Annotated in this window: 11 protein-coding genes; 5 read left to right on the plus strand and 6 right to left on the minus strand. The window is 62.9% G+C overall.

The window, feature by feature from the left end:
• Nucleotides 1–24: 24 nt before the first annotated feature.
• The 3 genes from dapD to RAM80_RS23660 form a co-directional block, all read right to left on the minus strand.
• Nucleotides 25–1,059, minus strand: a complete 1,035-nt coding sequence (gene dapD / locus RAM80_RS23650) for a 2,3,4,5-tetrahydropyridine-2,6-dicarboxylate N-succinyltransferase (RefSeq protein WP_416422836.1) — start codon at nt 1,057–1,059, stop codon at nt 25–27.
• Nucleotides 1,060–1,100: 41 nt separating this feature from the next.
• Nucleotides 1,101–1,451: an ArsC family reductase gene (locus tag RAM80_RS23655; RefSeq protein WP_416422837.1), complete on the minus strand. Its 351-nt coding sequence runs from the start codon at nt 1,449–1,451 to the stop codon at nt 1,101–1,103.
• 119 nt (nt 1,452–1,570) lie between these two features.
• A complete protein-coding gene (locus RAM80_RS23660; protein ID WP_416422838.1) occupies nt 1,571–1,897 on the minus strand; it encodes a helix-turn-helix domain-containing protein in 327 nt (108 codons plus the stop codon).
• Nucleotides 1,898–2,129: 232 nt separating this feature from the next.
• On the opposite strand from RAM80_RS23660, the gene RAM80_RS23665 reads away from it, so the two are divergent.
• The gene (locus RAM80_RS23665) at nt 2,130–3,791 is read left to right on the plus strand and encodes a Na+/H+ antiporter (protein WP_416422839.1); all 1,662 of its coding nucleotides are present in this window, start codon (nt 2,130–2,132) and stop codon (nt 3,789–3,791) included.
• A gap of 77 nt (nt 3,792–3,868) precedes the next feature.
• Here RAM80_RS23665 and dapC read toward each other — a convergent pair whose 3' ends face one another.
• The 3 genes from dapC to map all read right to left on the minus strand — a co-directional run bounded on the left by dapC (nt 3,869) and on the right by map (nt 8,693).
• Nucleotides 3,869–5,065, minus strand: coding sequence for a succinyldiaminopimelate transaminase (gene dapC, locus RAM80_RS23670; RefSeq protein ID WP_416422840.1), 1,197 nt, complete (start codon nt 5,063–5,065; stop codon nt 3,869–3,871).
• Between the two features lie 10 nt (nt 5,066–5,075).
• Complete coding sequence (locus RAM80_RS23675) at nt 5,076–7,778, minus strand: [protein-PII] uridylyltransferase (RefSeq protein WP_416422841.1); 2,703 nt, start codon at nt 7,776–7,778, stop codon at nt 5,076–5,078.
• Between the two features lie 132 nt (nt 7,779–7,910).
• Nucleotides 7,911–8,693, minus strand: a complete 783-nt coding sequence (gene map, locus RAM80_RS23680) for a type I methionyl aminopeptidase (RefSeq protein ID WP_277962027.1) — start codon at nt 8,691–8,693, stop codon at nt 7,911–7,913.
• Between the two features lie 342 nt (nt 8,694–9,035).
• Here map and rpsB point away from each other — a divergent pair, with 342 nt between their 5' ends.
• The 4 genes from rpsB to frr all read left to right on the plus strand — a co-directional run bounded on the left by rpsB (nt 9,036) and on the right by frr (nt 12,312).
• Entirely contained in the window at nt 9,036–9,776 is a 741-nt protein-coding gene (gene rpsB / locus RAM80_RS23685) for a 30S ribosomal protein S2 (RefSeq protein WP_249672328.1), read from the plus strand.
• A 181-nt stretch (nt 9,777–9,957) separates the two neighbouring features.
• Nucleotides 9,958–10,827, plus strand: a complete 870-nt coding sequence (tsf, locus tag RAM80_RS23690) for a translation elongation factor Ts (protein ID WP_416422842.1) — start codon at nt 9,958–9,960, stop codon at nt 10,825–10,827.
• 187 nt (nt 10,828–11,014) lie between these two features.
• Nucleotides 11,015–11,758 carry a UMP kinase gene (pyrH, locus tag RAM80_RS23695; RefSeq protein ID WP_008366369.1) on the plus strand — a complete coding sequence of 248 codons (744 nt, stop codon included), beginning with the start codon at nt 11,015–11,017 and terminating at the stop codon, nt 11,756–11,758.
• On the plus strand, nt 11,755–12,312 hold the full coding sequence (gene frr / locus RAM80_RS23700) for a ribosome recycling factor (RefSeq protein ID WP_416422843.1): 558 nt from the start codon (nt 11,755–11,757) through the stop codon (nt 12,310–12,312). Before pyrH ends, frr begins: the two co-directional genes overlap by 4 nt.

A 12,312-nucleotide genomic window follows, 5' to 3' on the forward strand; every position in this document is an offset into this window, starting at 1 on the left:
AGTGCCGGGCCTGCGCGGTGCCGCTTAGTTGTGAGCGTGCAGCGCTTCGTTCAGTTCGATGGCCGACTTGTGGGTCTTGCATTCCACGGCGCCGGTTTCCGAGTTGCGACGGAACAGCAGGTCGGTCTGGCCAGCCAGGTCACGGGCCTTGACCACTTTGACCAGCTGGTTGCTTTCGTCCAGCAGGGCTACCTTGGTGCCGGCGGTGATGTACAGGCCAGCTTCCACGGTGTTGCGGTCACCCAATGGGATGCCGATACCGGCGTTCGCGCCGATCAAGCAGCCTTCGCCGACCTTGATGACGATGTTGCCGCCGCCCGACAGGGTGCCCATGGTGGAGCAGCCGCCGCCCAGGTCCGAGCCCTTGCCGACGAACACGCCAGCCGACACGCGGCCTTCGATCATGCCCGGGCCTTCGGTGCCGGCGTTAAAGTTGACGAAGCCTTCGTGCATGATGGTGGTGCCTTCGCCGATGTAGGCGCCCAGGCGCACACGGGCGGCATCGGCGATACGCACGCCAGCCGGTACCACGTAGTCAGTCATTTTCGGGAACTTGTCCACCGAGAACACTTCCAGCAGCTCGCCCTTGAGGCGCGCTTCCAGTTGCAGCTCGGCCAGCTCGGCCAGGTCGACGGCGCCCTGGCTGGTCCAGGCCACGTTTGGCAGCAGCGGGAAGATGCCGGCCAGGCTGACGCCGTGCGGCTTCACCAGGCGGTGCGACAGCAGGTGCAGCTTCAGGTAGGCCTCTGGGGTGGAGGTCAGCGCGGCGTCTTCGGCCAGCAGGGTGGCGACCAGCGGCTTGTGGCTCTCGGCCAGGCGGGTGAGCAGGGCGGCCTGGGCGGCGTCGACGCCTTTCAGGGCTTCGGCCAGCTGCGAGGCCTGGGCAGTGGTGAAGGTGATGGCCTGGTTGCCACCGGTGTAGCCCAGGACAGGGGTGACCGCGGCGATCAGTTCGGCCGACGGCGACACCAGGGGTTGTGCGTAGAACACTTCAAGCCAGGCGCCGTTGCGATTCTGGGTGCCGACGCCGAAAGCCAGGCTGAACAGGGTAGTGGACATGCAGTTACCTCTTTGCAAATGAATGGGGCCTGTTGCCAGCATTATTGCTGGACGGCCGCCGCATAAATATCGGGCTTGAAGCCCACGAGGGTCCGGTGGCCAAGGTCCAGCACCGGGCGCTTGATCATGGACGGCTGGGCGAGCATCAGTTCGATGGCGCGGGCCTGGTCCAGATCGGCCTTCTGCTCGTCAGCGAGCTTGCGGAAGGTAGTACCGGCACGGTTCAGCACGACTTCCCAGCCGTGTTCGCCGCACCATTGCTCCAGGTGCTCGCGGTCGATGCCCTGGGTCTTGTAGTCATGGAATTCGTAAGCGGCGCCGTGCTCGTCGAGCCAGGTGCGGGCTTTTTTCATGGTGTCGCAGGCCTTGATGCCGAACAGTGTGTAAGCCATGGTTCAAAGGGGGCGGCCCGTGCGGAACGCGGCCATGCCCTGCGGTCTCCTGAATACGAATCGACGAATTATGCGGCATCGATTCTTTCGGCGCCATGACTGTTGCCTTGCAATGTGCTTCAAAGGTCCAGTTGCTGGGGACGGATACCGAACGCCGCGGCTATTTTTTCGCGGGTAGCCTTGCGTGGCCTGGCCACGGCCTCTTGTTGGGCAAAGGCGGGCTGGGTGACGCCAAGGCGGCGGGCGACTTCTTCCTGGGTCAGGTCGAGGTACTCGCGCCATGCCCGGATGGGGGTGAGCCCATCGACCACGCGGCTGACGACTTCGTGAGGGATCAGGTCGGCGCAGCCATGGGTCGCTATGTACTGGTCGTAAGGGATGACCACGAATGCCGGCTTGCCGTCGGGGTCGTTGATGACCTGGATATTAGTAGGTGCGTTCGTCACGTTTCCTGACCTCTAGAGTATTCAGGATAATAAGTCTTTTATAAGGTTTGTGAAAGAATTTGCTTATGCCGAGGGTCTTCACCTGTCTGGTAGCATCTAGTTACAAGTGGCCAGGCTCCCTGCGACCATGGTGCAGCGGCCTTGCTTGCGATGTGCCGGTAAGATGTATCGTTTAATGTCCGGCGCGTTCCATTCCGCCCGGCACGTGTGAAGCAAGAGGGAAGACTGTCTTATGCAAACCGCCTACACCGTCCTGATCCTGCTGATGCTGGTGGGCCTGAGCAGGCTGGTGGCGAGGGTGATCCCGATTCCGCTGCCACTGGTGCAGATCGCCGCCGGGGCCTTGTTGGCCTGGCCCAGCCTGGGGCTGCACGTGGTGCTGGACCCCGAATTGTTCCTGTTCCTGTTCCTGCCACCGCTGCTGTTCGCCGACGGCTGGCGCATGCCCAAACGCGACCTGTGGCGCTACCGCGGCTCGATCCTGATGCTGGCGGTGGGCCTGGTGCTGTTTACCGTGGTGGGGGCGGGCTACTTCATTCACTGGCTGCTGCCGACCATCCCGCTGCCGGTGGCCTTTGCCCTGGCCGCCGTGCTGTCGCCCACCGACGCCGTGGCAGTGTCGGCCATCGCCCAGGACAAGCTGCCCACGCCGCTGATGCGTATCCTGCAGGGCGAGGCGCTGATGAACGATGCGTCGGGCCTGGTGACCTTCAAGTTCGCCCTGGCCGCTGCCGTTACCGGCTATTTTTCGCTGGCCGAGGCCAGCCTGACCTTCGTGCTGGTGGCCGTGGGGGGCCTGGCCATCGGCGTAGCGTTGAGCTGGCTGGTGGGGCGCCTGCGCCTGTGGATGATCGCCCGCGGCTGGGATGACCCGGCCACCCACGTGGTGTTCATGCTGTTGCTGCCGTTCGCCGCCTACGTGCTGGCCGAGCGCCTGGGCGCCTCGGGCATTCTCTCGGCGGTGGCCGCCGGCATGATGCAGAGCTGGCTTGACCTGCTGCCGCGGCAGACCAGTACCCGCCTGCTCAACCGCAGCGTCTGGTCGCTGCTGGAGTTCGCCTTCAACGGCCTGATCTTTTTGCTGCTGGGCCTGCAACTGCCGGACATCATCAAGGCGGTCACCAGCCACGAGGCCTCGCTGTGGCCGACCCTGGGCTACCGCCTGTTCGATGTCGCCGGGATTTTCCTGGTACTGGTGGTGCTGCGCTTCATCTGGGTGCAGAGCACCTGGCGCTTCATCAGCATGCTGCGCCGCTGGACCGGCAAGGCCACCATCACCATGCTGCCAACGGCCCGGTCCTGCTGGTTGCTGACGGTGGGTGGCGTGCGCGGTGCGGTGACCCTGGCGGGCGTGATGTCGGTGCCGTTGCTGCTTGGGGCAGGGCAGGATTTCCCTGAGCGCGACCTGCTGATCTTCATCGCTGCGGGGGTGATTCTGTTGTCGTTGATCGCCGCTTGCGTGGCCCTGCCGCTGTTGCTGCGTGGGGTGGAGAAGACCTCCGACGAGGCGTTGCGCAAGGAAGTGCGCGAGGTGTGGCGGCGTACCGCCGAGGCGGCCATTCGCGCGCTGGAAACCGAAGAGGTGAGCGACCCGGCCGCGCCTGCGCCCGATGCCGCCCAGGCCGCGCTGGCCACCGAGTTGAAGGCGCAGATCATGTCCGAGTACCGCCACCAGCTGGACGTGTTCAACGACTCCGCCGAGGCCCAGGCGCAGGCGCTGTTGATGGACCAACTGGAGCGTCGCCTGCGCATCCGCGGCCTGCGCGCCCAGCGCCTGGAGCTGTATGATCTGCGCCGCCATCACCATATTGGTGATGACGTGCTGCGCGAGATTCTCAGCGAGTTGGACTTGAGCGAGGCGAACCTGGGGGTGACCCGGCCCTCGGTCGGCTGACCGGGCGGGTGCTGACGCGGCCTGGTGGCCGCTGCTACACGGTCCCGTAGCAGTGGCCGCCAGGCCGCGTCAGGGTTTCAGCGCTGGCTGACGAAGTCGCGGATCCGCTCGGCAGCTTCCACGCACTCGGCCAGTGGCGCGACCAGGGCCATGCGCACGCGGCCGGCACCCGGGTTCACGCCATCCACGTCACGGGACAGGTACGAGCCCGGCACCACGGTCACGTGCTGCTGCTCGAACAGCTGTTGGCAGAACTGCGCGTCATCCATCGGCACCTTCGGCCACAGGTAGAAGCTGCCGTCCGGGCGCTGCACGTCCAGCACCGGCGCCAGGATTTCCAGCACTGCATCGAACTTCTCGCGGTACAGGGCGCGGTTGGCGCGCACGTGCACTTCGTCGTTCCAGGCGGCGATGCTGGCCAGTTGGGTCTGCACGGGCATGGCGCAGCCGTGGTAGGTGCGGTACAGCAGGAACGCCTTGAGGATCTCGGCGTCGCCGGCGACGAAGCCCGAGCGCAGGCCCGGCAGGTTCGAGCGCTTGGACAGGCTGTGGAACACCACGCAACGCTTGAAGTCGCTGCGGCCCAGCTCCACGCAGGCGCTGAGCAGGCCCGGTGGCGGGGTTTGCTCGTCGAAGTACAGCTCGCTGTAGCACTCATCGGCGGCAATCACGAAGTCGTGCTTGTCGGCGAGGGCAATCAGCTTTTTCAGGGTGTCCATCGGCACCAGGGCGCCGGTGGGGTTGCCTGGCGAGCACAGGAACAGGATCTGGCAGCGGTCCCAGGTCTCGGCCGATACGGCTTCGAAATCCGGGTTGAAGCCGTTGCTGTCCAGGCACGGCAGGTAGTGCGGGGTGGCACCGGCCAGCAGGGCTGCGCCTTCGTAGATCTGGTAGAACGGGTTGGGGCTGACCACCAGGCCATCGTCGCTGCGCTCGACCACGGTCTGGGTGAAGGCGAACAGCGCCTCGCGGGTGCCGTTCACCGGCAGCACGTGGCGCGCCGGGTCGATCCAGCCGGCCGGCACGTTGAAGCGGCGCTCGCACCAGGTGCCAATCGCCTCGCGCAGGGCCGGGATGCCCAGGGTGGTGGGGTACACGGCCATCTGGTCGAGGTTGGCGCTCAGCGCTTCGGCCACGAAGCTGGGCGAGCGGTGCTTGGGCTCGCCGATGGACAGGGCGATGGCGCGCTTGCCCGGGTTGGGCGTGACGGCGCCCAGCAGCTTGCGCAGTTTCTCGAACGGGTAGGGCTGCAGCTGGTTCAAAGCGTTGTTCACGAATGTTCCTCTAAATGCTCAGGCGCGACAGCTCGACGCCCTGCGGCTGGCTGACACTCAGTTGGTCGACGATGGCATCCTGCAGACGGCTGCACAGTTGCGGGTCGGAAAGCGGTTGGTTGTCGGCGTCGGTGATGAAGAACACGTCTTCCACCCGTTCGCCCAGGGTGGCGATCTTGGCGTTCTGCAGCGACAGGTCGAACTCCAGGAAAATCTTGCCGATGCGCGCCAGCAGGCCGGGGCGGTCCGGGGCGCTGAGCTCCAGGATAGTCACCGGGCGCTGGGCATCGTTATGAATGGTGACCTGGGGCGCGAAGGCAAAGTGCTTGAGCTGGCGCGGCACCCGACGCTGGATGATGGTGGGGTAGTCATCGGGGTTGCGCAGGGCTTCGGTGAGGCCGCTGCGGATCTCCTTGACGCGCACCGGGTTGTCGCCGATCGAGCCGCCGTCGGTGTCCAGGACAATGTAGGTGTCGAGGGTGAACTGGCTGCTGGAGGTGATGATGCGCGCGTCATGGATGTTCAGGTTGAGCTGGTCCATGGCCGCCACGGTCACGGCGAAGAAGTCGTGCTGGTCGGGCGCGTAGATGAAGATCTGCGTGCCGCCTTCGAACTCGCGCTGGGTGGTTTCCTTGATCAGCACCAGCGGGCCGCCGTCCAGCGGCTGCTGGAGGATGGCGTCGCTGTGCCAGGCGACGTCGCCGGCGGTGTGGCGCAGGAAATAGTCGTCGCCCAGCTGCGACCACAGCTGCTCGACGTCGTCCGGGTCGGTGCCGGCGCGCACCAGGATGTCCAGGGCCGCGCTCTGGGTCTGGCGGATCTGCTCCTCGCGGTCCAGCGGGTTCTCCAGGCCGCGGCGCAGGGCGCGCTTGGTCTCGGTGAACAGCTGGCGCAGCAGGCTGGCGCGCCAGCTGTTCCACAGGCTGGGGTTGGTGGCGTTGATGTCGGCCACGGTCAGCACGTAGAGGTAGTCCAGGTGCGTCTGGTCGCCCACCAGCTGGGCGAAGTCGTGAATCACCTGCGGGTCGGAGAGGTCCTTGCGCTGGGCGGTGGTCGACATCACCAGGTGGTTCTGCACCAGCCATACGATCAGGCGGCTGTCCCATACGGGCAGCTGGTGGCGCTGGCAGAACGCCTCGGCGTCCACCGCGCCCAGGTCGGAGTGGTCGCCCTGGCGGCCCTTGCCGATGTCATGGTACAGGCCGGCCAGGTAGATCAGCTCGGGCTTGGGCAGCTGGCCCATGAGCTTGCTGGCCAGCGGGAATTTCTCCGACACCGGCGTGTACTGCAACTTGCGCAGGTGCTTGATCAGGTTCAGCGTGTGCGCGTCCACCGTATAGATGTGGAACAGGTCGTGCTGCATCTGCCCCACGATGTGGCCGAACTCGGGCAGGTAGCGGCCCAGGATGCCGTAGCGGTTCATGCGGCGCAGGTTGCGGTGGATGCCGATCTCGCACTTGAACAGCTCGATGAACAGGCTGGTGTTGCGAATGTCGTTGCGGAAATCGTCGTCGATCAGGTGGCGATGTTCGCGCAGCAGGCGGATGGTATCTGCGCGTACGCCCTTGATCTCGGGGTTCTGCGCCATCAGCACGAAAATTTCCAGCATGGCGAACGGCGTGCGCTTGAACACGTTGGCGTGCACCGCCTCGATGTAGCCGTCGTGCAGCTGGAAGCGCGAGTTGATGGGCAAGGTGACGCTGCCCACGTCATCGGCCAGGATAACTTCCTCGAAGTGCTGGATGATCAGGTCGCTGAGCTCGGCGATGCTCATCACCACGCGGTAGTACTTCTGCATGAAGCGTTCGATGGCCAGCTTCGCGTCGCTGTCCTTGAAGCCCAGCAGGCCGGCGATGGTGCGCTGGTGGTCGAACAGCAGGCGATCTTCGGCGCGCCCGGCCAGCATGTGCAGGGCGTAGCGCACCTTCCACAGGAACTCCTGGGAGCTGGCCAGCAGGTTGTTCTCGCTTTCCAGCAGGAAGCCTTCGCCGGCCAGGGCGTGCAGGTTCAGGGTGCCGTACTGGCGGCGGGCCACCCAGAGGATGGTCTGGATGTCGCGCAGCCCGCCCGGGGAGCCCTTGACGTTGGGCTCCAGGTTGTATTCGGTGTCGTTGTACTTGTGGTGCCGGGCTTTCTGCTCGGCGCGCTTGGCCAGGAAGAAGTCCTTGCTGGGCCACATGTGCGCGGTGCCGGTGACTTCCAGCATGCGCTTGCGCAGGCGCTCGGGGCCGGCCACGGTGCGGCTTTCCATCAGGTTGGTGATGATGGTCAGGTCGGCGCGGGCCTGTTCGGCGCACTCGTCGATGGAGCGCACGCTCTGGCCCACTTCTAGGCCGATGTCCCACAGCAGCGTGAGAAAACGCTCGATGGAGTCGCGGAAAATCTCGTGGTCCGAGCTTTCCAGCAGAATCAGCAGGTCGATGTCGGAGTAGGGGTGCAGCTCGCCACGGCCATAGCCGCCAACGGCCACCAGGGCGATGTCGGCTTCGTCGCTCCAGTCGAACTGTTTCCAGGCCTGCTGGAGGATGTTATCGACGAACCAGGCGCGGTCCTCGATCAGCCGGCGAATATCGCGGCCGGCGCGAAAGCGCCCATCCAGCACGTCGCGGGCCTGGCGAATGGCTTTCTTGAACGCGGCGATGGGGCTCGCCTTGAGGGCCAGTTCCGCCTGGAACTGGCCGCGATCGAACAACTCCGGATCCACCTGGGGCATCGAATGAGCCTTCCTGAACTGTAGCGGCAAATTTTGACTGGAACGCTATTGTGGGAGCTGGCTTGCCAGCGAGTTTTTGGCAGGCCCCCAAAAGCTCGCTGGCAAGCCAGCTCCCACAATTAATGGGTCACATCAGGCCGAGACGCGTGGGATGGTGTCGTCCGCGCGCAGGGTGAAAATCTCGTAGCCGGTAGCGGTCACCACCAGGGTATGTTCCCACTGCGCCGACAGCTTGCGGTCCTTGGTGATGGCGGTCCAGCCGTCGCCCAGCACCTTGGTGTCGGCCTTGCCCTGGTTGATCATCGGCTCGATGGTGAAGGTCATGCCTTCCTTCAGTTCCATGCCGGTGCCAGCGCGGCCGTAGTGCAGAATCTGCGGCTCTTCGTGGAACACCTTGCCGATGCCGTGGCCGCAGAACTCGCGCACCACCGAGAAACCATTCTTTTCGGCGTGTTTCTGGATCACTTCGCCGATGTCGCCCAGGCGGCAGCCCGGCTTCACCAGTTCGATGGCCTTGTACATGCATTCCTGGGTGACCTTGGACAGGCGCTCGGCCCAAGCCGGCACGGTGCCCACGTGGAACATGCGGCTGGTGTCGCCGTGGTAGCCGTCCTTGATCACGGTGACGTCGATGTTCAGGGTGTCGCCGTCCTTCAGTACCTTGTCACCGGGAATGCCGTGGCAGACCACATGGTTGATCGAGGTGCAGATCGACTTGGGGAAGCCCTTGTAGTTCAGCGGGGCCGGGATGGCCTTCTGCTCATTGACGATGAAGTCGTGGCACAGGCGGTCCAGCTCTTCCGTGGTCACGCCGGGCTTGACGTGGGGTTCGATCATTTCCAGCACTTGCGCGGCCAGGCGGCCGGCAACGCGCATGTGCTCGATGTCCTCGGGAGTTTTGATGGTAACGGTCATACGGGCTCTCTGGGCGCTCGGCGGCGCAGGCAAACACGGGATGAAACGATTCTACCAGACGTACGGCAGCGGGAACTGTCGCCAGGCATCGCTTCTCTATATAGAGTCATGGGGCCATTGTTGCGCGAAACAAGCTTCCACGCAAAAGTCGTTGATCGACAACGTGAATTCGGGTTTCGCTGGCAAAGGTTCTGTGGTATAAAATGCGCCGCTTTCCGGGGATAGCCCCGAAAGCACAAACCCACACACGTGCCGGCACGATGACCTGGGTGCCTTCAGCTCTAGCTGCTGGTTGGTCATTGGGGTACGTGGAGGCCTAACCCGACTTATCAAGGAACTATCATGTCCCAAGTCAATATGCGCGATATGCTGAAGGCCGGTGTGCACTTCGGCCACCAGACCCGTTACTGGAACCCGAAAATGGGCAAGTACATTTTCGGCGCGCGCAACAAGATTCACATCATCAACCTCGAAAAAACCCTGCCAATGTTCAACGAAGCTCTGACTTTCGTTGAGCGCCTGGCCCAGGGCAAGAACAAGATCCTGTTCGTCGGCACCAAGCGTTCGGCTGGCAAGATCGTTGCTGAAGAAGCAGCACGTTGCGGTTCGCCGTACGTCGACCACCGCTGGTTGGGCGGCATGCTGACCAACTTCAAAACCATCCGTGCTTCGATCAAGCGTCTGCGCGACCTGGAAACCCAGGCCGAAGATGGCACCTTTGCCAAGCTGACCAAGAAAGAAGCCCTGATGCGCACCCGTGATCTGGAAAAACTGGATCGCTCCCTGGGTGGTATCAAGGACATGGGCGGCCTGCCTGACGCACTGTTCGTTATCGACGTTGATCACGAGCGCATCGCGATCACCGAAGCCAACAAGCTGGGTATCCCGGTTATCGGCGTAGTCGATACCAACTCCAGCCCAGAAGGCGTTGACTACATCATCCCAGGCAACGATGACGCCATCCGCGCCATCCAGCTGTACATGGGTTCGATGGCTGACGCCGTTATCCGTGGCCGCAACCACGTTGCTGGCGGTACTGAAGAGTACGTCCAGGACGCTCCTGCTGCAGCGGTAGAAGGCTGAGTCTAGACGCCCAGCGTTTACTCGGTACGCAAAAAGGGGGCTAGGCCCCCTTTTTGCCACCTCGAGAACCTGTCTGCGTAGTCATTGCATTTTTTTAACGCAGTAGCTGGCAGTGTTCAAGAATTGAGCGCCCGTGCCAATCGGGTGGAATGGTTGAAAACCTATCCAAGAGGATTTTGAAATGGCAGAAATTACTGCAGCGTTGGTCAAAGAACTGCGCGAGCGTACCGGCGAAGGCATGATGGACTGCAAAAAGGCCTTGACCAAGGCTGGCGGCGACATCGAAAAAGCGATCGACGACATGCGTGCCTCGGGCGCCATCAAGGCTGCCAAAAAGGCTGGCAACGTTGCCGCTGAAGGCGCTATCGCCGTTAAAGTTGACGCTGACAACAAGTCGGCCGTCATCCTGGAAGTCAACTCGCAGACCGACTTCCTGGCCCTGCAGGACGACTTCAAGAACTTCGTGGCTGCCAGCGTTGAAAAAGCCCTGGCCGACAAACTGACCGACGCAGCTCCGCTGATCGCCGCTCAGGAAGCTGCTCGCGAAGCCCTGGTTGCCAAAGTTGGCGAAAACGTCAACATTCGCCGCCTGGTTCGCGTTGATGGCGACGTGGTCGACGCTTACCTGCACGGTAACAAGATCGGCGTAGTGGTTGCCCTGAAAGGCGGCAACGCCGAGCTGGCCAAAGACATCGCCATGCACGTGGCTGCCAGCAACCCAGAGTTCCTGCTGCCATCGCAAGTCTCCGCCGAAGCCATCGAACGCGAGAAAGCCGTGTTCCTGCAGCTGAACGAAGAGAAGATGAAAGGCAAGCCTGAGAACATCGTTGCGAACATGATCGACGGTCGCATCAAGAAGTTCCTGGCCGAGGCTTCCCTGGTCGAGCAGCCGTTCGTCAAGAACCCTGAAGTCAAGGTTGGCGACCTGGCCAAGAAAGCTGGCGCTGAAATCGTTTCGTTCACCTACTTCAAGGTCGGTGAAGGCATCGAGAAGCCAGTTGACAACTTCGCTGAAGAAGTTGCCGCTCAGCTGGCTGCTGCCAAGCAGTAAGACGGTCTAACCGCTGTCGTCCCAAAGAGGCTGCCCGCTCACGCGCGCAGCCTCTTTGTCAAAGTGAAAGGCGGAATCGTGGCTTACAAGGCCGCTTCCGATGGCGCTGTAGCAGCGCCAAGCTAGAGTTAGCGCAGGCTGCAAACAGCCCGCCCAGAATTTTTTAACGCCGCAGGAGAGATTCGCAATGGCTCAGCAGGTTAGTGGTCGTCAACCTCGCTATAAACGCATTTTGCTCAAACTTAGCGGCGAGGCCCTGATGGGCTCGGAAGACTTCGGCATCGACCCGAAGGTGCTGGACCGCATGGCCCTGGAAGTTGGCCAGCTGGTAGGTATCGGCGTGCAGGTCGGCCTGGTCATCGGTGGCGGCAACCTGTTCCGTGGTGCCGCCCTGAGCGAAGCCGGCATGGACCGCGTTACCGGTGACCACATGGGCATGCTCGCCACGGTGATGAACGCCCTGGCCATGCGCGATGCGCTGGAGCGCTCCAACATCCCCGCCATCGTCATGTCGGCGATCACCATGGTTGGCGTGACCGACCACTACGACCGCCGCAAGGCCGACCGCCTGCTCAAGTCCGGTGACGTGGTGATCTTCGCTGCCGGTACCGGCAACCCGTTCTTCACCACCGACTCCGCAGCGTGCCTGCGCGCCATCGAAATCGGTGCCGACGTGGTGTTGAAGGCAACCAAGGTGGATGGTGTGTACACTGCCGATCCATTCAAGGATCCGCATGCTGAGAAATTTGACCGCCTGACGTACGATGAGGTGCTGGACCGCAAGCTGGGTGTGATGGACCTGACCGCCATCTGCCTGTGCCGCGACCACAACATGCCGTTGCGGGTGTTTAACATGAACAAGCCAGGCGCTCTGCTGAATATCGTAGTGGGCGGCGCTGAAGGAACTCTGATCGAGGAAGGCGAAGAATGATCAACGAAATCAAGAAAGACGCTCAAGAGCGCATGCAGAAATCCCTGGAATCGCTGGCCCACGCGTTCAGCCGCATCCGTACCGGTCAGGCGCACCCCAGCATCCTGGGCGGCGTGATGGTGCCTTACTACGGCGCTGACACCCCGCTGAACCAGGTGGCCAACGTCACTGTTAAAGACTCGCGCACCCTGCAGGTCGTGGCGTTCGAGCGCAACATGCTGGCCGCCGTCGACAAGGCCATCCAGAGCTCGGGCCTGGGCTTCAACCCAACCAACCTGGGTGAGCTGCTGCTGATCACCATGCCGGCCCTGACCGAAGAAACCCGCAAGGGCTTCACCAAGCAGGCCCGTGAAGCGGCCGAAGATGGTCGTGTTGCCGTGCGTAACATCCGTCGTGACGCCCTGGGCCAGCTGAAAGACCTGGTCAAGGAAAAGGAAATCAGCGAAGACGAAGAACGTCGTGCCGCCGATGACGTCCAGAAGCTGACCGACAAATTCGTTGCCGAAATCGAAGTGGCCGTGAAGCAGAAAGAAGCCGACTTGATGGCTGTATAA

The organism is Pseudomonas sp. App30, from assembly GCF_047947025.1.
In the GTDB taxonomy this organism is placed as follows: domain Bacteria; phylum Pseudomonadota; class Gammaproteobacteria; order Pseudomonadales; family Pseudomonadaceae; genus Aquipseudomonas.

Coding starts and splice junctions, on each gene's coding strand:
- dapD (WP_416422836.1), bottom strand. CDS start 1,059: ATGTCCACTACCCTGTTCAGCCTGGCTTTCGGCGTCGGCACCCAGAAT.
- RAM80_RS23655 (WP_416422837.1), bottom strand. CDS start 1,451: ATGGCTTACACACTGTTCGGCATCAAGGCCTGCGACACCATGAAAAAA.
- RAM80_RS23665 (WP_416422839.1), top strand. CDS start 2,130: ATGCAAACCGCCTACACCGTCCTGATCCTGCTGATGCTGGTGGGCCTG.
- RAM80_RS23675 (WP_416422841.1), bottom strand. CDS start 7,778: ATGCCCCAGGTGGATCCGGAGTTGTTCGATCGCGGCCAGTTCCAGGCG.
- map (WP_277962027.1), bottom strand. CDS start 8,693: ATGACCGTTACCATCAAAACTCCCGAGGACATCGAGCACATGCGCGTT.
- rpsB (WP_249672328.1), top strand. CDS start 9,036: ATGTCCCAAGTCAATATGCGCGATATGCTGAAGGCCGGTGTGCACTTC.
- tsf (WP_416422842.1), top strand. CDS start 9,958: ATGGCAGAAATTACTGCAGCGTTGGTCAAAGAACTGCGCGAGCGTACC.
- pyrH (WP_008366369.1), top strand. CDS start 11,015: ATGGCTCAGCAGGTTAGTGGTCGTCAACCTCGCTATAAACGCATTTTG.
- frr (WP_416422843.1), top strand. CDS start 11,755: ATGATCAACGAAATCAAGAAAGACGCTCAAGAGCGCATGCAGAAATCC.